Below are 18841 nucleotides of genomic sequence, written 5' to 3'. Positions count from 1 at the left end.
CCTATCATGGATTTTCAGCTTCACTGCGGCGCATGGAACCAGATGTTCCCGGTTCCCAATGCGGTTGCAGATCACTTTTTAAAGCTTGCATCTCCGGACGCCCTCCGGGTACTGCTGTACCTGCTGCGGCACGGCAACGAAACCCTGACCGATGAAGCCATCGGGGAGGCACTCTCCATCTCCAGGGAACAGGTGGAGGATGCTTTTTTGTTCTGGGAGCAAGCCAATATTCTGGAGCGATCCGGCACGGCACAGCCCCAGGAGCCAGTCCGGCAAAATGCTCCGGCACCGGCAGCCCCCACACCCCAGCCTGCTACGGAGGTGCCCAAGCCCTTTGCCCAGCGCTCCAGCGCCGGCTTCCTGCCCACCCCCTCAGAGCTTGCTGCCCGGATCCAGGAATCCAGGGAGATCAAGAGCCTGTTCGACATGGCGGAGCAGCAGTTTCACCGGATGCTGACTCCCACGGAGCAGCGCTCCCTGCTGTGGATGCGAGACTATCTGGGACTTGGGCCGGATGTGATCCTGATGCTGATCGGGTACTGCATTTCCATCGAGAAGCCCCATGTACGCTACATTGAAACCGTTGCAGTCAGCTGGCAGGAGCGGGATATTCTCACCTTCCAGCGTGCCCAGCAGGAGGTACAGGCACTGACGGCGCAGCGCACCTTTACTGCGGATATCATACGGGCGTTTGAAATGCAGCGCCGCCCCACCACCAAGCAGCAGGCATTCATCGACCAGTGGCAGAGTAAGGGCTACAAGCTGGAGATGATCACCTACGCCTACGAGCTCTGCGTGGAATCCATTGACAAGCTGAATTTCTCCTACATCGACAAAATTCTTGCCACCTGGGAGAACGAGGGGCTGACCAGCCGGGAGGCGGTGGATGCCGCCCGTGCAAAGCGGAGCAGCAGCCCGGACACCGATACGCACTCCTATTCCCTGGAGGATTACAAACAGTTGATGAATAACTTTTGACAAGGATGCAGGCTTTTTCCCCTGTTTTCCTGTGAAAAGTGATAAAAACACAAAAAGCTCTTGACAAATCCGGCGCATGCTCGTATAATAAAAACATGCTCATAATTTTACAGGAGGAGGAACCACCATGGCACAGTTTTTCGTCGTGAACCTAGCAGTCGTGCGTCTGAAGAATACTGTGCGCCCTCTGTTATGTGCATGATCGGAGCTGCGCTGTTCCGCTGGAATTGCGTCCTGTTCTGATAGAATGGTCAATAACGGTTAAAGGCGTATGCTTTTAACCGTTTTTTTATTTGCCCGCATAAGGGACATCAAAAAGGAGGAACTACTATGCAAAGCGAAATCAGTGAAATCGCAAACCGCATCCGGGAGCTACGGGAGGTGTGCGACTATTCCACCGCACAGCTGGCAAAGGAGCTGGGCATTTCTGAAGAAACCTACATCGGCTACGAAACAGAAGGCAATTTCCCCATCAGCACCATTTACGAAATTTCCAAAATGTTTAAGGTCGATTTTACAGAGCTGGTCACAGGTTCTCCTGCAAGACTGGATACATATCACGTCGTCCGCCGGGGGCATGGCATGAGCTTCAGCCGGTACGAAGGCTACCGCTACAAGGATCTGGCGTTCCGTTATACCGACAAGATCATGCAGCCCCTGCTGGTTACACTGAATCCGACCGATGCGCCTGCTTCCCTGGTAACCCATGCGGGTCAAGAGTTCAATCTGGTGCTCAAGGGCAGTGTTGCCGTTGTGTTTGAAGACAAGGAGATCATCCTGAACGAGGGCGACTCCATCTACTTTAACCCCACCTACCCCCACGGTCAGCGTTGCGTGGGCGACTCCAAGGCAAGATTTTTGACCGTGATCGCTGAATAACCCACATATAAGAGAGGAAGTAATATAATATGTTGCTAGACCGATACCTACCGCGGATCGACTTCGATTCCTATGAGGATTTTAAGGAAAATTTCAAGATCAACGTTCCGGAGGACTTCAACTTCGGCTTTGACATCGTAGATGAATGGGCAAAGCAGGAGCCGGACAAGCTGGCACTGGTTTGGTGCAATGACCACGATGAGGAACGCCGCTTCACCTTTACCGATATCAAGAAGCTGTCCAACCAGGCGGCAAACTACTTTGTAAGCCTGGGCATCCAAAAGGGCGATGTGGTGATGATGATCCTGCGCCGCCGCTGGGAGTACTGGATCTGTGCGGTTGCCCTGCACAAGATCGGCGCAACGCTGATCCCGGGCACCCTGCAGCTGACCACCAAGGACATTGTATACCGGGGCAATGCTGCCGGCGTCAAGGCAATCATCTGCGTCAACGATGACTTTGTAATGAACCAGGTCAATGCAGCATTTCCCCAGATCGACACCCTCCAGTATAAGATCATGGTAGCAGAAAAGCGGGAAGGCTGGGCATACCTGGAGGAGGAAATCGCCAAGTTCCCGGATACCTTTGAGCGCCCCACCGGGGAGGCTGCCACCCGCTGGGATGATATCATGCTGGTATACTTCACCTCCGGCACCACCGGCATGCCCAAGATGGTTCGCCACAACTTTGCGCACCCCCTGGGACACATCATCACCGCGAAGTACTGGCAGCAGGTGCAGGAAAACAAGCTGCATATGAGCGTATCCGACTCCGGCTGGGCAAAGTTCGGCTGGGGCAAGATCTACGGTCAGTGGATCTGCGGTGCAGTCATCTTCTGCTACGATATGGACAAGTTTATCCCCCTGAAGCTGCTGGAGAAGATCAGCAAGTACCGGATCACCACCTTCTGCGCACCGCCCACCATGTACCGATTCATGCTACAGGAGGATATGTCCAAGTTTGACCTGTCCAGCATTGAAAACTTCTGCAATGCTGGAGAGCCTCTGAATCCGGAGGTATTCCGCAAGATCTACGATCTGACCGGTCTGAAGATGCGGGAAGGCTTCGGGCAGACAGAAGGCCCGGTTCTGATTGCAAACTTCAAGTGGATCGACCCCAAGCCCGGCTCCACCGGCAAGCCCTCCCCCCTGTTCAACATTCAGCTGCTGGACAGTGAAGGTAACCTGTGTGACGACGGCGAGGAAGGCACCATTTCCATCTGTGATATCGACAAATCCTTCCCGGTAGGCCTGTTCACCGGCTATTACAAGAACCCGGAGCTGACAGAAAAGGTTCTGGGCGGCAAGAATTACAACACCGGCGACATGGCTTGGCGTGATTCCAACGGCTACTACTGGTTCGTCGGCAGAAACGATGATGTCATCAAGTGCTCCGGCTACCGGATCGGACCCTTTGAGGTTGAAAGTGCGCTGATCGAGCATCCGGCTGTTGTAGAATGCGCCATCACTGCCGCACCGGACCCCATCCGTGGACAGGTAGTAAAGGCAACCATCGTCCTGGCAAAGGGCTATACTGCCAGCCAGGAGCTGACCAAGGAACTGCAGAATCATGTAAAGCATGTAACAGCCCCCTACAAATACCCCCGTATCATTGAATATGTAGATGAACTCCCCAAGACCCTGGGCGGCAAGATCAAGCGTGCCCAGATCCGTCAGAAGGATCATCAAAAATAAGGAGAGACTTTCGTTATGAAGATCAGTTTTTCAACAATCGCCTGTCCGGATTATTCCTGGGTGGATATTTACTCCATGGCAAAGGATCTTGGCTTTGACGGCATCGAGATCCGGGGCATGGGCGATGACTTTGCCGCTTACAAGGCAATGCCCTTTACTGAGGCAAACCGTCCCAAAACCATGGCAAAGCTGAAGGCACTGAACATTGAGATCCCCTGCCTTTCCTCCGGCTGCTGCCTGAAGTTCAAGGAAAAGGAAGCAGAAACCATTGCGGAACTGACCGAATACTGCAAGCTGGCGCAGCAGATCAACGCCCCCTATATCCGGGTTCTGGCGGATCTGGAGGCTGCACCCAACGGAGAAGTGGATGACGCCTATGTAGCAGAGCAGCTCAAGAAGCTGGCGCCCATTGCAGCGCAGTATGATGTGACCCTGTTGGTGGAAACCAACGGTGTTTACAGCGATACCCACCGACTCAGAGCACTGCTGGACAGCGTAAACAGCCACAAGATCGCTGCTTTGTGGGATATGCATCACCCCTATCGGTTTGCCGGTGAATCCCCGGAGCAGACAGTTGCAAACCTTGGAGAACTGATCAAGTACGTCCACATCAAGGACAGTGTGATGGAAAACGGCAAGGTGGTCTACAAGATGATGGGCGAAGGCGATCTGCCCATCCAGAAGATGATCGAAGCCCTCCAGTCCATCCAGTACACCGGCTATGTATCCCTGGAATGGGTCAAGCTGTGGATGCCCAATCTGCTGGATGCCGGCGTGGTATTCCCCCAGTATGCAGAATTTATGCGTCCCTTCCGCAGAAAGCATAAGCACCCGCTCCAGGACAACAACCGGAAAACCGGCAAGTATATCTGGCCCAAGGAGCGGCTCATTGACTACACCTTCCCGGATGTGCTGGATCGTGTGTGCGAGGAATTCCCCACCCAGTATGCGTTCCGCTACACGGAGCTGGATTACACCAGAACCTATCCGGAATTCCGCAGCGATGTGGACACCTTTGCCCGGGCTTTGATCGCCATGGGTGTACGCAAGGGGGATCACGTCGCCATCTGGGCAACCAATGTACCTGCATGGTACATTACCTTCTGGGCAACCACCAAGATCGGCGCCGTACTGGTTACCGTTAATACCGCATATAAGATCCACGAGGCAGAATATCTGCTGCGGCAGTCCGATACCCACACCCTGGTCATGATCGACGGCTACAAGGATTCTGACTACGTGGGCATCATGAAGGAGCTTTGTCCGGAGCTTGCAACCTGTGAGCCAGGCAAGCTGGAATCCAAGAAGTTCCCCTTCCTGAAGAATATCATCACCACCGACTCCAGGCAGCCGGGCTGCTACACCTGGGATGAGGCAATCAAGCTGGCAGAGCAGGTTCCCTATAGCGAGGTGGAGGCACGCCGCCGCACCATCGACAAAAACGATGTGTGCAACATGCAGTATACCTCCGGTACCACCGGCTTCCCCAAGGGCGTTATGCTGACCCACTACAACGTGGTCAACAACGGCAAGGCCATCGGCGACTGCATGGATCTGTCCACCGCAGACCGGATGATGATCCAGGTGCCCATGTTCCACTGCTTCGGCATGGTTCTGGCAATGACCGCATCCGTCACCCACGGCACCACCATGTCTCCCATCACTGCATTCTCACCCAGAAAGGGACTTGCCTGCATCAACAAGGAGAAGATCACCGCATTCCACGGAGTGCCCACCATGTTCATCGCTATGCTGGGGCATCCGGACTTTGAAAAGACCGACTTCTCCCACATGCGTACCGGCATTATGGCAGGTTCCCCCTGCCCCATCAAGACCATGCAGGATGTGATCGAGAAGATGCACATGGACGAGATCTGCATTACCTACGGGCAGACCGAGGCTTCCCCGGCAACTACCATGAGTAAGACCACCGACTCCATTGAGGATCGTGTCAACACCGTGGGCGGCCCCATCTTCGGCGTAGAGTGCAAGATCGTGGATCCGGAAACCAACGAGGATCTTCCGGACGAGGTGGACGGCGAATTCGTTGCCCGGGGCTACAATATCATGAAGGGCTACTACAAGATGCCGGAGGCAACTGCTGCCGCCATCGATGAAAACGGCTGGCTCCACACCGGCGACCTGGCACGGCGCACCAAGAAGGGCTACTACAAGATCACCGGCAGAATCAAGGATATGATCATCCGGGGCGGCGAGAATATCTACCCCAAGGAGATCGAGGACTTTCTCTACACCCATCCGAAGGTAAAGGATGTACAGGTAATCGGCGTACCGGACAAGCAGTACGGCGAGGAAATCATGGCATGCATCATCCTCAATGACGGGGAAACCAGCAGCGAGGAAGAGATCAAGCAGTATGTACTGGATCACATGGCAAAGCACAAGGTACCCCGGTATGTGGACTTCGTTACCGAGTTCCCTATGAATGCAGCCGGCAAGATCCTCAAGTACAAAATGCGTGAAGCAGCGGTAGAAAAGCTGAATTTGCAGCAGGCAAGCAAGATTGTCACTGCGTAAAGAAAATAAGGGGGAAATATGATCAAATCACATCTAAAAAAGCTGGCGGCTCTGTGCCTGACCGGCGTCATGGGCATGAGTCTGCTGGCAGGCTGCGGCAAGAAGGAAGAAGAAAATAAGATCAAGGAAATGCGGGATCTGACCGGCACCCAGTTGGTACAGGAGCTGAAGATCGGCTGGAGTCTGGGCAACACCCTGGATGCCACCGGCGGTACCAAGGATGACCCCCTCAGCGCAGAGACCAGTTGGGGCAATCCCAAGACCACCGAGGATATGATCAAGGCGGTAAAGGAAAAGGGCTTTAATGTGATCCGGGTTCCCGTAACCTGGACAGGGCATCTGGGAGACGCACCGGATTACAAGATCAACGAGGAGTGGCTCAACCGGGTGCAGGAGGTTGTGAATTACGTCATCAACAACGACCTGTACTGTATCATCAACCTGCACCATGAGGACTGGCACTTCCCCTCCTATGACAATCTGGAGCCTGCCAAGGCGGAGCTGGTTGCCATCTGGAAGCAGATTGCTGCCCGGTTTGAGGGCTATGACGAGCATCTGATCTTTGAGGGTATGAACGAACCTCGCATGGTGGATACCCCCAGCGAATGGAGCGGCGGCAACCCGGAGGCACGGGATGTGATCAACCAGCTAAACGCTGCCTTTGTGGATACCATCCGGAACAGCGGCGGCAACAATCCCAAGCGCTGCGTCATGATCCCCACTTATGCGGCTGCAACCACAACGGATGTACTCAGCGAATTTGTGATTCCGGAGGACGATAAGGTCATCGTTTCCATCCACGCATATACCCCCTATAATTTCGCCCTGAACGCCAAGGGCACCTTTGATTACGACCCGGTCGGGGACGCTGCTCAGATCGAAACCCTGATGCAGACGCTGAACCAATACTTCCTGCAAAAGGGACACGCCGTCATCATCGGCGAGTTCGGTGCCCGGAACAAGTACAATACAGAGGATCGCTGTGAGTGGGCAACCGCCTACACCTCCGCAGCATCCAAGGTGGGCATCCCCTGCATCTGGTGGGACAACAACGCCTTCAATTCCGGTGAGGCATTCGGCTTGTATAACCGTACCGCTATGAAGTGGGAGTATCCCGAGATCGTAGACGCTTTGATGAAGGGTCTGGAAAACAAATAAAACAGGCAAAGCAGACGATATTGCATCGTCTGCTTTTTTTATGCCCGGCAATCTTTCAGCTCCGTGCCCGGATAGTAATGGGCAAGGATGTCCGCATAGCTGCTGCCCTCCGCCGCCATGGCGTTGGCGCCGTACTGACTCATCCCTACGCAGTGCCCGTAGCCCTTGGTCACAAAGGTAAAGCTGTCCCCCTCCAGGAACAGGGTAAATGCCGCCGAGCGCAGACCGAATGCCCCACGAAGGGTCTGCCCTCCCAGGGACTGATCCCCCACCTGCATGGTGCAGACTGTGCCGAAATCCGTCCGTTTCGCTTCGCCGAACCAATCCCCGGGCTGGTCGGACAATTTCAGCTCCGGCACCGCCGTCAGCAGCTTTTCCTTTACCACATCCGCCGTCAGCGTCACCTCCTCCCGGTACTTGGGCGCATCACAATCCGCCGGACTGTCCACCGGCACCAGATAGGGTATGGCGCTGCCCCAGACCTGGGCGGCATCCTCCGTGACCCCGGTGGAAAGGGAGTGGAACGCCGCAATGATGGGGGCATCCTGATAACAGAGGATCTCCTCCAGTACCGCATCCACCGCCGCCTCCACCTTGGGGTAGTACACATCAAAGCTGTCTCCGTAAAAACCCTTGATCTGATCCAGGGTATAGAACGCCTGGTAGTGGCGGCTGTCGTTGGAGAAATCCGCCCCGGATAGTTCTGCCGTTGGGGACTGCGCCTCACTCCTGCGCTGCCGTTCCGCATAGGTATGGGCGGCAACCGCCTGGGCCTTCAGCGCCTCCGGCTCAAAGGTGGCAGGCATTTCAGCGCATACAGCGCCGATCACATAGTCCCGGACGGACACGGCTTCCACGGAGCCGGTGGTAATATCCAGCACCCTATAATCCTCCAGAGATGCTGTGGGCTGTATGGGCTCGGTGCCGGATGCTTCAGAGGAATCCGGCTGCCTGGGGGTGGATTCCGCCGACGCTTCCCTGCCCGTCAGCAGCACAGCGGCAGGCAGCAGCGTGAAGCAGGCTGCAAAGGCAGCAACGATCGTAAGAATACGCATGAATGACCCTTCCTTTCTACTTGACAGATGTCGAATCCTGTGCTATAATGAATTTATACCCTTATCAAGAGAGGCTGAGGAACTGGTCCTGTGACGCCCGGCAACCGCTCGTTTTCGAGAAAGGTGCTAATTCCTGCGGATGCACAGCATCCGAGAGATGAGGTTTGTGAATACAGAACTCACAAGCGCTCATGTTGAGCGCTCTTTTTATTGTATGGAGGAATGCAAACATGAAAAAATTTTTTACGTCCGAATCTGTCACTGAGGGACATCCGGACAAGATCTGTGACCAGATCTCCGATGCCATTCTGGATGCGATCCTGGAACAGGATCCGGAGGGCAGAGTGGCTTGTGAAACCTGCTGCACCACCGGTATGGTCTTGTGCATGGGCGAGATCAGCACCAAGGCGGACATTGACATCCCCCGGATCGCCCGGGAGGTGATCGTAGACATTGGCTACGATCGGGCAAAGTACGGCTTTGACGGTCATACCTGCTCCATTCTCACATCCATGGACGAGCAGTCCTGCGACATTGCCATGGGTGTCAACGAGGCGCTGGAGTCCAAGGAGGGTGAGGATGCAGACGCGGGAAACGGTGCCGGCGACCAGGGAATTATGTTTGGCTACGCCTGCAACGAAACCAAGGAGCTGATGCCCATGCCCATTTCCCTGGCCCATCGGCTTGCCATGCAACTGACCGCTGTCCGGAAGGACGGCACCCTCCGGTATCTGCGGCCGGACGGCAAGACCCAGGTGACCGTGGAATACGATGACGGCAAACCGGCTCGGCTGGACGCCATTGTGGTTTCTTCCCAGCATGCCCCGGAGATCCCCCTGGAACAGATCCGGGAGGATATTCTGGAATATGTAATCAAGCCGGTAATCCCGGCGGAACTGATGGACGCTGACACCAAGTTCTACATCAACCCCACTGGTCGGTTCGTCATCGGCGGCCCCCAGGGGGACAGCGGTCTGACCGGCAGAAAAATCATCGTGGACACCTACGGGGGCTATTCCCGGCACGGGGGCGGCGCTTTCAGCGGCAAGGATCCCACAAAGGTTGACCGCTCCGCCGCATACGCAGCACGGTACATTGCCAAGAACATTGTCGCTGCCGGACTGGCAGACAAGTGCGAGGTGCAGCTGGCTTACGCCATCGGCGTGGCAAAGCCGGTTTCCATTCTGGTGGACACCTTCGGCACCGGCAAGGCGGACGAAAGCGCCATTGCAAAGGCTGTGGACAAGGTGTTTGACCTGCGACCCGCTGCTATCATCCGCAAGCTGAAGCTGAAGAAGCCCCAGTACCGTCAACTGGCTGCATATGGCCATATGGGTCGTGAGGACTTACAGGTTGCCTGGGAGCGCACTGACATGGTGGACGCCCTCAAGGCGGCACTTGCGTAAACCTGCATAGCTGTTGTTTCAGCGCCTCCATCTCCGGAGCATCCAGTTCCCGGGTGGAGGCGCTGCTGTATACTGCCACCCCGTTCAGCCCTGCCTCCAGCACTGCAGCAGCCTGCCGTGCCGGGATCTCCTGCTCTGTGACCCATTCCATTCTGCCGGTGCCTGCCCAATCGTCTGCCTGTCCCACCTTATAGGTACAGATGCCGGGGATCAGCCGCACCCCATCGGTTTGCACCATCCCCTGCCAAAGGGCAAGCATCTCCGCAAAACCGCAGGTCTCATTGTCAAAGCCATAGTATAGCTGCGGCAGGATCCAGTCACAGTAGCCCGACAGGCTGCACCAGGTCTCCGGGTCTGCATACAGTAGCTGTGCACTGGCTGCGGGATCTCCCCGGGGGCTGATGCTGAAGATCCTGTCTGCTGCATGGGCTTGGGCATACAGAGCGGCTACAAGCGTGTTTACCTGCTCTGTACGCCATGCTGTCAGATCCTCCGACCGGGATGCAGCAAAGGCAGCGGCGTCCATCTCCGGCTCCGTGGTGGGGTAAAAGTAGTCGTCAATGTGCAGCCCGGCAATGTCATACCCGTCCAGAAGCTCCTGTGCCCCCGTACAGATCAGTGCCTGAGCATGCGCATCTGCCGGGTTCAGATACCATCTGCCGGACACCTGTACAATGGGTTCTGCCTGTTCCTGTGCCCACATACGGGTGGGATATGTATCCGGAATCTTCAGCATCTGCCCGGCGGTCTGACACCGGTAGGGATTGATCCAGGCATGCACCTGCAAGCCCACCTGCCGATTTTCCTCCAGGAACACCTGCAACGGGTCAAAATCCTGGCTCCAGGATGCAGCCCTGGGATACACCCGGGATCGGTAATAGGCGTCTCCATTGCTGCGCACCTGCACGAACACATCCGTAAAACCATTCTCACATAGCCAGGTCAGCTCCTGGTGTACAGCGGCACGATATGCCGCTTCCGTAGCCCCCTTGAGCATGTCCGACAGAGAAACCGCCGTCAGCCATGCCGCAACCACCGGAGATCCGGACTGCTGCACAGGAAGATGCAGCTGCTCTGCCGTCTGCTCCTGAAGCTCCAGACGCATGCCCATGCCGGGAGTGATTCTGCCGGTTCCGGGGGTGCATCCCATCAAAAATACTGCCAACAGGCAAATATACTGTTTCATAAAAAGAACCCCTCCGCCATCAATATATGCGGAGGGGTTCTGGTTTATGTGGTTCAGACAATACCGTGCGAAGCCATCAGTCAAACTATGTGCAACGTTGCCTTAGTGTACAACAATGAATGCCACACAGGTGATCAGCAGGAAGGCTGCCACCAGAATGGAAAATACGCTCACCCGGCGGGAACCAGTGGGCTGTACGCTGGGTTCAGCGAAGTGCAGCATCCGCAGCATGGTCACAAAGGGTTTATACAGCAGCAGGGTCAGCGCACCGTTCAGCCCTGCCTTCGCCAGATTAAAGGGCAGGAACACAGGCAGAAGCATGGACGCCACCACATCTCTGGGTGTGCCCATATACAGGGGGGTCACCAGATAGTTCCATAGGAGCATAACTCCCGTCATCAGCACCGTGCCGCTGAACAGACTCAGGAGCGCCATAGACATGGTGCGATGCCGCCGGTAAATGACAGCAGCGGGGGCAGCAAAAGCTACCGTAGAAATGATGTTCATCAGAAGCCCGATGGGACCGGTGGTGCTTATGGTGACAAATTCCAAAAAGGAAATTACCACGGACATAAACACGGTTGCCATAGGGCCGTAGAGGAAGCCTCCCAGGGTGATGAAAATATCCTTGGGCTCATAGGACAAAAATCCGTATACCGGAATATCCACCAAAAACAGAGAGATAAACGCCATGGCAGAAAGCAGTGCCAATACCACCAACTGCTTGACGTCCAATTTTGCCCTTGTGCGTGTGCTGTGGGTTGTGTGTTCCATATTCAAAACTCCTTTACCAATGAAAAACGCCCATACCATTGCAGTATGGGCGAAAAAACGCATTTTTGCGTTTTGTTTCTCTCATCCGGACTATAACCGTCGGTATCGGATTTGCACCGATTCAGCCTTTCGGCTCGTGGACTTTGCAGCATGCCGCATCACCACCGGTGAGGAATTGCACCTCGCCCTGAAACGTTCTTCTATTCAGTTTTCGGAGCGTTTACTCGTCTGTGTCCTCAGGATCCTCTGCGTCCTCGATCACCAGATCGTCGTAGTCAAACTCCAGTGTTTCGCCGCAGTTGGGACATTCCATGGAGCCTTCCTCCAGAATGCTGTCGTTGAGCAGGATGGTGTCTCCGCAGCTGGGACAGCAAACCTCATACATTTCGTCCTCATCGTCGAAATCGCAGTCGTCATCCTCGCAGCAGCAATCGTCATCCAGATCAAACACTTCTTCTTCCACATCGCCCAGGTCTGCATCCAGAATATCGCACAGCTCAGTGAGTTCATCCACCTGTGCCTGCAGATCCTCTACATACATTACCATTTCCTGCATCACATCGGACATCTGCACCAGTGCCTTGCCCTCCTTGGTGGAAGTGTCCACTTCCAGACCGTCCAACAGGCCCTGCAAATAAGACATTTTCTCGGTCAGCTTCATGTTTAAGACTCCTTTCCCTCGTCAGCGTGAATCGTCGGGTGGATTTATGCGCGCTCCATGTACTCGCCGGTACGGGTATCTACACGGATCATATCGCCTTCGTTGATAAACAGCGGAACCTTGATCTCTGCACCGGTTTCCAGTGTTGCAGGCTTCAGTGCGTTGGTGGCAGTATTGCCCTTGAAGCCCGGATCAGTCTGGGTAACCTGCAACTCTACAAAGTTGGGGGGCTCAATGCCGAATACGTTGCCCTTGTAGGACAGAACCTTTACAGGCATGTTCTCCTTGACAAACTTAAAGGACGCACCCAGCATATCCTTGTTGATGGGCAGCATCTCGTAGGTCTCTGTGTCCATAAAATAATACAAATCCCCATCGCTGTAGCTGAATTCCATATCCTTTCTTTCAATGAACGCAGTGGGATACTTATCGGAAGGGTTGAAGGAACGCTCAACCACACTGCCGGTAATGACATTCTTATACTTGGTACGAACAAAAGCAGCGCCCTTACCAGGCTTTACATGCTGAAATTCGATAACCTGAACCACCTGGCCGTCCAGCTCAAAGGTGATACCGTTTCTAAAATCGCCAGCTGAAATCATACATTAAACCTCCAAAAAAGATGTTACACAAATATAGCCTTATTATACAACATTTCTTCCCGTTTGACAAGGGGTTTTCACAAAGTTTTTTGTCCGGCGCAATGCCGCACCAGCCCCTCCAGCGCCAGCAGGTAGCTGTCGCCCCCAAAGCCGCATACCACACCCAGGCATGCAGGAGCGATCACGGAGGTGTGCCGGAATTCCTCCCGGGCGTGAACGTTGCTGATGTGTACCTCTACACAGGGAATCCGGATGGCAGCAATGGCGTCCCGGATTGCATAGCTGTAGTGGGTATACGCCCCGGCGTTCAGCACCACCCCGTCAAAGGCATGCCGTGCTTCGTGGAGACGAACCAGAATCTCTCCCTCATGGTTGGACTGGAACACTTCGCATTCCACCCCCAGCTCCTTCGCCCGGGTCAAGATGGCGCCGTTCACATGGGCAAGGTCGTTCTTGCCGTAGATGCCCGGCTCCCGCTCCCCAAGCAGGTTCAGATTCGGCCCGTGGATCACCAGAATACGCATATGCTCCTCCTTATACCTTTGGCAAGAACGGCCGTTCCAGCCAGCGCTTCACCCGCAAAAAGCCCTTGTTTTCATACTGAATGGGGCGCACATAAATGGACTTGACTCCGCACAGGTTTGCGCCCAGAATGTCCGTAAAGATCTGATCGCCTACCACTGCCAGTTGGGAAAAAGGCAACTGCATGCGCTTCTGCGCCAGCCGGAAGCCTCTGGGCAGGGGCTTTGCCCCCTCCGCCACAAAGGGCAATCCCAGTGCCGTAGCGAAGGGCTGCACCCGATGGGGCCGGTTGTTGGAGACGATCATCATGGCGATCCCCGCCTGCCGCATCAAACCGATCCAGCTCAATACGCCCTCTGCCGGTGCAGGATTGTCGTGGGTAGTCAGTGTATTGTCCAGATCCAGCATCAGGCCCCGGATCCCATATTGCCGCAGCAGACCCGGTTGGATCTGCAACACGCTGCGCAATGCGACTGTAGCATGAAACATTGATACTCCTCCTGTGGGGTTGGTCATGGTCTTGGAGCAGCACGACACAAGCTCCGTGGGGTGCTGCCTGGAAAAAGAAAGGCGGACTTTGTCAAAAAGTCCGCCTTTACTGATCGCTGTAATTAGAACTTGCGCTTACGAGCTGCTTCGGACTTCTTCTTACGCTTTACCGAAGGCTTTTCGTAGTGTTCTCTTTTACGAACCTCTGCAATCACGCCATCCTTTGCACAGGATCTCTTAAATCTTTTCAGTGCAGTGTCCAAGGATTCATTCTTGCCGACACGAATTTCTGCCACTATACTCCCTCCCTTTGTCCCAAAGACAGAGGCTATCTATCCCAGCTGCCCGGATGGGCGGCTAAGTCAGCATCCCAAGCCATTTATAATACGTATTATATTTTATCACAATCTTTCCTGCTTGTCAAGCAGAAATCTGACCAAAATGCAAATTTGTTATTTTGCTACAAAATTCACGAGCTTATTTTGTACATATATCTCCTTGACGATTTGCTTGCCCTGCAAAGCGTCCTGGATCTTCGGCTCCGCCTTGGCTTTTTCCAGCACATCCGCCTGCGCACTGTCCACCGGAACCTGCAATTTGGAGCGTACCTTCCCGTTGATCTGTACCACCAGCTCTACCATTTCATCCACGCACAGTGCCGGATCAAAGGTGGGCCACTTCTGCTCATTCAGCACACCGCCCAGATTCTGAACCTCATACATTTCCTCAGTCATATGGGGTGCAAAGGGATTCAGCAGCAGCAGCAATGTCCGCAGCTCTGCCCGGTTGATGGAGCCAAGTGCGTAGATCTCGTTGATGAGCGCCATCATGGAGGCAATCGCCGTATTGAACTTCAGATTTTCGATATCCTCAGAAACCTTCTTGATGGTCTTGTGCATCAGGGCACGGGTCTCCGGACGGTATTCCTCTCCGTCGGTGAGCATATCCTGCAATGCCCATACACGATCCAGGAACCGCTTGCAGCCACGAATGCTGGAAGGACTCCAGGGAGCGGTCTTTTCAAAGTCCCCGATGAACATCTCGTACAGGCGCAGGGTATCGGCGCCATACTGTGCAACTACCTCATCCGGGTTGATGACATTGCCCCGGGACTTGGACATCTTCTGTCCGTCCTCCCCCAGGATCATACCGTGGGAGGTGCGGCGCATGTAGGGCTCCTTCTGGCTCACTGCGCCGATATCGTACAGGAACTTGTGCCAGAACCGGGAGTACAGCAGATGCAGGGTGGTATGCTCCATACCGCCGTTGTACCAATCCACCGGCATCCAGTAGTCCAACGCCTCCTTGGATGCCAGGCACTCCTTATTCTTGGGATCGCAGTAACGCAGATAGTACCAGGAGGAACCAGCCCACTGGGGCATGGTGTCCGTTTCCCGCTTTGCTGGGCCGCCGCAGTGGGGGCAGGTCGTGTTGATGAAGCTGTCCAGGGTGGACAGCGGGCTTTCCCCGTTGTCAGTGGGCATATAGCTATCCACCTCCGGCAGAGTCAGCGGCAGCTCAGACTCCGGCAGGGGCACATAACCGCACTTTTCACAGTATACAATCGGGATGGGCTCACCCCAGTATCTCTGCCGGGAGAATACCCAGTCACGGAGCTTGTAGTTGACCTTTTCGTGACCCTTGCCGTTTTCCTTCAGCCATTCCTTGATCTTGACCTTGGCCTCCTCCACAGAAAGCCCATCCAGGAAGCCGCTGTTCACCATTTTGCCGGTGGCACAGTCGGTGAACGCCTCCTTTTCGATATCGCCCCCTGCAACCACTTCAATGATGGGAAGGTGGAACACCTTTGCAAAGTCATAGTCACGGGTATCGTGCGCCGGAACCGCCATAATGGCACCGGTACCATAGGTCATCAGTACATAATCGGAGATAAAGATGGGAATCTCTCTGCCGTTTACCGGATTGATGGCACGGATGCCCTTCAGCTCTACGCCGGTCTTATCCTTTGCCATTTCCGTCCGCTCAAAATCGGACTTTCTTGCCGCCTTTTCCTGGTACGCCCGGATTTCCTCCATATTGGACAGCTTATCCGCCCACTTTTCAATGTAGGGATGCTCCGGAGAAATAACCATATAGGTTGCGCCGAACAGCGTGTCCGGCCGGGTGGTATACACTGTCAGTGTCTCCCCGGTGGTGGTGGTGAAATCCACCTCTGCGCCGGTGGAGCGACCAATCCAGTTGATCTGGGTGGCCTTGATCTTATCCAGGTAGTTGACCTCTGCCAGGTCATCCAGCAGGCGCTGTGCATACTCGGTAATCTTCAGCATCCACTGGGACTTGACCTTGTGAATGACCTCACCGCCGCAGCGCTCACATACACCGCCGACCACTTCCTCGTTGGCCAGCACCACCTTGCAGGAGGTGCACCAGTTTACAGACATTTCCTTCTTGTATGCAAGACCCTTCTTGAACATCTGCAAAAAAATCCACTGGGTCCACTTGAAATACTCCGGATCCGTGGTATTGATCTCCCGATCCCAATCAAAGGACAAACCCAGGGACTGGAGCTGCGCCTTGAAGTGGGCAATGTTGTTCTTGGTGACAATGGCAGGGTGGATCTTGTTCTTGATGGCATAGTTCTCGGTGGGCAAACCGAATGCATCCCAACCCATAGGGAACAGCACGTTGTAGCCCTCCAGCCGCCGCTTTCTGGATACGATATCCATTGCCGTATAGGGACGGGGATGCCCGATGTGCAGACCCTGTCCGGAGGGATACGGGAACTCTACCAGTGCGTAGAACTTGGGCTTGGAATAGTCCGTGCCGGCTGCAAAGGTATGATGCTCCTCCCAGTATTTCTGCCACTTCTTTTCAATCGCCGTAAAATCGTATTTACTCATACTTGCTCCACTCTTTCTGAAAATGATTCTATCATCAGACAGACCTGTTCAGCCGTGCCTGCTATCATATTTTGCTCAATGCCGCATAGTAAACCGCTGCCGCACGCCTCTGTGCCACAGCAGCAGAAACGCAAAGAACAAATCCACCACGCCCTCCAGCAGATACAAAAGCGTTCCGTTGGACAGCCCCTTCAGATTGCCCGGCAGGTAGTAGATTGCCACCGCCGCCAGCCATACGCCAGTCACATAGTTCATATACCGTACCCCGTACAACAGGCACACGGCAAATGCCACCGTCACCACCAGCATGCCTACGTCAAAGCCGCCCAGCAGCCCGTTCAGCACCTGTTTTGCGATCATATAGCAGGCGGCAACAAGGCTAATGGCCTTTCCACTGGTTTGCATAGGAACCCCTCCCGTTGCCTTATTCCTTGGTCAGATAGGATGTGATATCCACTGCTGTACCGTCCGCCCATAGGTTCTCCAGCTGATACAGACTGCGGGCATCCTTCATAAATACATGCACTACAATGTCCCCATAGTCCAGAATGATCCAGGAGGCACTCTGGTAGCCCTCCGTCCGGAGCGGCTCCACGCCTTTTTCGCTGAGCTTGAACTCCGCTTCATCCGCCAGGGTCTTTACATGGGTATTGCTGGTTCCGTTGACGATCACAAAATAATCCGCCAGAATGGTCAGATCCGAGATCTCCAGAACCTGTATATTTTCACCACGCTTCATATCCAGTGCACGCACGATCACTTCCAGCTTTTCTTTTGCTGTCATAGACATCCTCCCTTGTTATTTACCTCCGAAGGTATCCCCGTTGTGAACATCCTCCAGATTGGTATTGTTGTTATCATAAGCCGAGGTCTTGTAGCTGCCTTCCTTGACAAGCTCCGTGATCGGCAGATCGTATTCCTTCTTCAGATAGGGGCGGAAATGCTCATTGAGCAGTTCTTCAGTCACCGACTTGTGGATGGTATAAACGGAATAGGGCTTTTTGTACCCTGGGGGGGTATAGTTGTAGCCCTCTCCCGGCAGCATATACATGCTGATGTTTTCCATGCCCACCGCAATGGCAAAATCGGACAGCTTGCTCATTTCATCGATGCTCAGATCCGTACCGATCCACTGGTTGTCATAGATCTTCTTCATATAGCCCATCATGGTCAGAGTACCGGTCTCGCATACCTTGTTCATCATGGCAGCCATAAAGATCCGCTGCGCCTGCATACGACCGATATCCCCTTCGTTGTAGCCATGCCGATACCGCACCAGCCACTCCGCCTTCTGTCCGCTAAGCACCTGGGGGCCTGCATTGATGATCTTGTCCGCTTCATACTGAATGGTATAGGGCATATCCACTTCCACGCCCCCCATCAGATCCACAATGTCTACAATATCCGAACAGCCGGTGGTCACATAACGATCCACCGGGATCCCGAAGGTTTCCTCCACGCAGTCCACTGTCCGCTGGATCTTGGACTTGGAGCTGTCCCCCATGGAGTACACGCTGTTGAATTTCCCAGCCTTAAAGGAGGTATAATCCGGCACATAGCTGTCCCGGGGAATCTGCAAAATGTTGATGGTATTGGCGGCGATGTCGCACACTGCCAGCATATTCACGTCCGTATTGGATCTGCCCTCGTCAAAGCCGCAGAACAAAATGGTGAACTGTCCTTCTACCAGCTGATCCAGATCCAAGCCGTCGTCCAGGGTGCTGTCCACCTCACTGCGCACTTCATAAGAGGAAGTCTTGGAAGAAAGCTCCCCCTCCATACTCTCCAGAGGCTTGGAATCCTTGAACATCTGCATCAGGGAAATCTGTTCCCCATCTACCTTGATAAAGGGAATATACAGCACCATACAGATGATGATCACCAGAGCGCCGATCACTGCACCCACGGCTCCCAGCTTTTCTCCGATGGTCATTCTTTTGCGTCGGCGGCTTCTGTATTCCATCTTGCCCCCACCGGAGCGCTTCTGTGTCCTTTTTGCCATGTTTCTATTTCAGATCCGCTGCGCAGATCTGCTCTC

General features: G+C 54.4%; 18 protein-coding genes and 2 riboswitches. Of the genes, 6 read left to right on the top strand and 12 right to left on the bottom strand.

Translation table 11 applies throughout. From position 1 onward, the window contains the following. Positions 1-6 precede the first annotated feature (6 nt). From RUM_RS06395 to RUM_RS06375, 5 genes are all read left to right on the top strand, one after another. Positions 7-978 (top strand): DnaD domain-containing protein, encoded by a 972-nt coding sequence (locus tag RUM_RS06395; RefSeq protein ID WP_015558351.1) that lies wholly within the window; start codon positions 7-9, stop codon positions 976-978. 330 nt (positions 979-1308) lie between these two features. After that, positions 1309-1857, top strand: a complete 549-nt coding sequence (locus tag RUM_RS06390; protein WP_015558350.1) for an XRE family transcriptional regulator — start codon at positions 1309-1311, stop codon at positions 1855-1857. A gap of 29 nt (positions 1858-1886) precedes the next feature. Further along, a complete protein-coding gene (locus RUM_RS06385) occupies positions 1887-3551 on the top strand; it encodes an AMP-binding protein (protein WP_015558349.1) in 1665 nt (554 codons plus the stop codon). A 15-nt stretch (positions 3552-3566) separates the two neighbouring features. Then, a complete protein-coding gene (locus RUM_RS06380; RefSeq protein WP_015558348.1) occupies positions 3567-6089 on the top strand; it encodes an AMP-binding protein in 2523 nt (840 codons plus the stop codon). A gap of 18 nt (positions 6090-6107) precedes the next feature. Then, the gene (locus RUM_RS06375) at positions 6108-7247 is read left to right on the top strand and encodes a glycoside hydrolase family 5 protein (protein ID WP_015558347.1); all 1140 of its coding nucleotides are present in this window, start codon (positions 6108-6110) and stop codon (positions 7245-7247) included. Between the two features lie 38 nt (positions 7248-7285). On the opposite strand, the gene spoIID is transcribed toward RUM_RS06375, so the two are convergent. Continuing rightward, positions 7286-8302: a stage II sporulation protein D gene (gene spoIID / locus RUM_RS06370; RefSeq protein WP_015558346.1), complete on the bottom strand. Its 1017-nt coding sequence runs from the start codon at positions 8300-8302 to the stop codon at positions 7286-7288. Between the two features lie 58 nt (positions 8303-8360). Further along, positions 8361-8466: riboswitch (SAM riboswitch) on the top strand. Positions 8467-8532: 66 nt separating this feature from the next. Between spoIID and metK the strand changes: the two genes are divergently transcribed. Next, entirely contained in the window at positions 8533-9708 is a 1176-nt protein-coding gene (metK, locus tag RUM_RS06365) for a methionine adenosyltransferase (RefSeq protein ID WP_015558345.1), read from the top strand. Here metK and RUM_RS06360 read toward each other — a convergent pair. The 11 genes from RUM_RS06360 to RUM_RS06310 form a co-directional block, all read right to left on the bottom strand. Then, positions 9689-10894: a glycoside hydrolase family 10-like protein gene (locus tag RUM_RS06360; protein ID WP_015558344.1), complete on the bottom strand. Its 1206-nt coding sequence runs from the start codon at positions 10892-10894 to the stop codon at positions 9689-9691. The genes metK and RUM_RS06360 overlap by 20 nt on opposite strands. A 102-nt stretch (positions 10895-10996) precedes the next feature. Next, complete coding sequence (locus RUM_RS06355; protein WP_015558343.1) at positions 10997-11668, bottom strand: ECF transporter S component; 672 nt, start codon at positions 11666-11668, stop codon at positions 10997-10999. 69 nt (positions 11669-11737) lie between these two features. After that, a riboswitch (FMN riboswitch) is annotated at positions 11738-11867 on the bottom strand. 21 nt (positions 11868-11888) lie between these two features. Further along, positions 11889-12329, bottom strand: a complete 441-nt coding sequence (locus tag RUM_RS06350; protein ID WP_015558342.1) for a CD1247 N-terminal domain-containing protein — start codon at positions 12327-12329, stop codon at positions 11889-11891. Between the two features lie 44 nt (positions 12330-12373). Then, the gene (gene efp / locus RUM_RS06345) at positions 12374-12931 is read right to left on the bottom strand and encodes an elongation factor P (protein WP_015558341.1); all 558 of its coding nucleotides are present in this window, start codon (positions 12929-12931) and stop codon (positions 12374-12376) included. Positions 12932-13008: 77 nt separating this feature from the next. After that, positions 13009-13455, bottom strand: a complete 447-nt coding sequence (gene aroQ, locus RUM_RS06340) for a type II 3-dehydroquinate dehydratase (RefSeq protein ID WP_015558340.1) — start codon at positions 13453-13455, stop codon at positions 13009-13011. 10 nt (positions 13456-13465) lie between these two features. Further along, positions 13466-13942, bottom strand: a complete 477-nt coding sequence (locus RUM_RS06335; protein WP_015558339.1) for a YqeG family HAD IIIA-type phosphatase — start codon at positions 13940-13942, stop codon at positions 13466-13468. Between the two features lie 122 nt (positions 13943-14064). Then, the gene (rpsU, locus tag RUM_RS06330) at positions 14065-14238 is read right to left on the bottom strand and encodes a 30S ribosomal protein S21 (RefSeq protein ID WP_022357767.1); all 174 of its coding nucleotides are present in this window, start codon (positions 14236-14238) and stop codon (positions 14065-14067) included. A 156-nt stretch (positions 14239-14394) separates the two neighbouring features. After that, a complete protein-coding gene (gene leuS, locus RUM_RS06325; protein ID WP_015558338.1) occupies positions 14395-16803 on the bottom strand; it encodes a leucine--tRNA ligase in 2409 nt (802 codons plus the stop codon). A 75-nt stretch (positions 16804-16878) separates the two neighbouring features. Next, the gene (locus RUM_RS06320; RefSeq protein WP_015558337.1) at positions 16879-17208 is read right to left on the bottom strand and encodes a hypothetical protein; all 330 of its coding nucleotides are present in this window, start codon (positions 17206-17208) and stop codon (positions 16879-16881) included. A 19-nt stretch (positions 17209-17227) separates the two neighbouring features. Beyond that, positions 17228-17587, bottom strand: a complete 360-nt coding sequence (rsfS, locus tag RUM_RS06315) for a ribosome silencing factor (RefSeq protein ID WP_015558336.1) — start codon at positions 17585-17587, stop codon at positions 17228-17230. Between the two features lie 15 nt (positions 17588-17602). After that, positions 17603-18805 carry an LCP family protein gene (locus tag RUM_RS06310; protein ID WP_049775518.1) on the bottom strand — a complete coding sequence of 401 codons (1203 nt, stop codon included), beginning with the start codon at positions 18803-18805 and terminating at the stop codon, positions 17603-17605. Between the last annotated feature and the right edge of the window lie 36 nt (positions 18806-18841).

Origin of the sequence: Ruminococcus champanellensis 18P13 = JCM 17042, assembly GCF_000210095.1 — a bacterium.
Classification (GTDB): domain Bacteria; phylum Bacillota; class Clostridia; order Oscillospirales; family Ruminococcaceae; genus Ruminococcus_F; species Ruminococcus_F champanellensis.
The sequence above is the reverse complement of the archived record's forward strand: the minus strand, read 5'-3'. Positions and strand labels throughout refer to the sequence as shown.

What these genes read in the sequence shown, in the direction of transcription:
- RUM_RS06395 (WP_015558351.1), top strand. Translation starts at nt 7, where the DNA reads ATGGATTTTCAGCTTCACTGCGGCGCATGGAACCAGATGTTCCCGGTT.
- RUM_RS06390 (WP_015558350.1), top strand. Translation starts at nt 1,309, where the DNA reads ATGCAAAGCGAAATCAGTGAAATCGCAAACCGCATCCGGGAGCTACGG.
- RUM_RS06385 (WP_015558349.1), top strand. Translation starts at nt 1,887, where the DNA reads ATGTTGCTAGACCGATACCTACCGCGGATCGACTTCGATTCCTATGAG.
- RUM_RS06380 (WP_015558348.1), top strand. Translation starts at nt 3,567, where the DNA reads ATGAAGATCAGTTTTTCAACAATCGCCTGTCCGGATTATTCCTGGGTG.
- RUM_RS06375 (WP_015558347.1), top strand. Translation starts at nt 6,108, where the DNA reads ATGATCAAATCACATCTAAAAAAGCTGGCGGCTCTGTGCCTGACCGGC.
- spoIID (WP_015558346.1), bottom strand. Translation starts at nt 8,302, where the DNA reads ATGCGTATTCTTACGATCGTTGCTGCCTTTGCAGCCTGCTTCACGCTG.
- metK (WP_015558345.1), top strand. Translation starts at nt 8,533, where the DNA reads ATGAAAAAATTTTTTACGTCCGAATCTGTCACTGAGGGACATCCGGAC.
- RUM_RS06360 (WP_015558344.1), bottom strand. Translation starts at nt 10,894, where the DNA reads ATGAAACAGTATATTTGCCTGTTGGCAGTATTTTTGATGGGATGCACC.
- RUM_RS06355 (WP_015558343.1), bottom strand. Translation starts at nt 11,668, where the DNA reads ATGGAACACACAACCCACAGCACACGCACAAGGGCAAAATTGGACGTC.
- RUM_RS06350 (WP_015558342.1), bottom strand. Translation starts at nt 12,329, where the DNA reads ATGAAGCTGACCGAGAAAATGTCTTATTTGCAGGGCCTGTTGGACGGT.
- efp (WP_015558341.1), bottom strand. Translation starts at nt 12,931, where the DNA reads ATGATTTCAGCTGGCGATTTTAGAAACGGTATCACCTTTGAGCTGGAC.
- aroQ (WP_015558340.1), bottom strand. Translation starts at nt 13,455, where the DNA reads ATGCGTATTCTGGTGATCCACGGGCCGAATCTGAACCTGCTTGGGGAG.
- RUM_RS06335 (WP_015558339.1), bottom strand. Translation starts at nt 13,942, where the DNA reads ATGTTTCATGCTACAGTCGCATTGCGCAGCGTGTTGCAGATCCAACCG.
- leuS (WP_015558338.1), bottom strand. Translation starts at nt 16,803, where the DNA reads ATGAGTAAATACGATTTTACGGCGATTGAAAAGAAGTGGCAGAAATAC.
- RUM_RS06320 (WP_015558337.1), bottom strand. Translation starts at nt 17,208, where the DNA reads ATGCAAACCAGTGGAAAGGCCATTAGCCTTGTTGCCGCCTGCTATATG.
- rsfS (WP_015558336.1), bottom strand. Translation starts at nt 17,587, where the DNA reads ATGACAGCAAAAGAAAAGCTGGAAGTGATCGTGCGTGCACTGGATATG.
- RUM_RS06310 (WP_049775518.1), bottom strand. Translation starts at nt 18,805, where the DNA reads ATGGCAAAAAGGACACAGAAGCGCTCCGGTGGGGGCAAGATGGAATAC.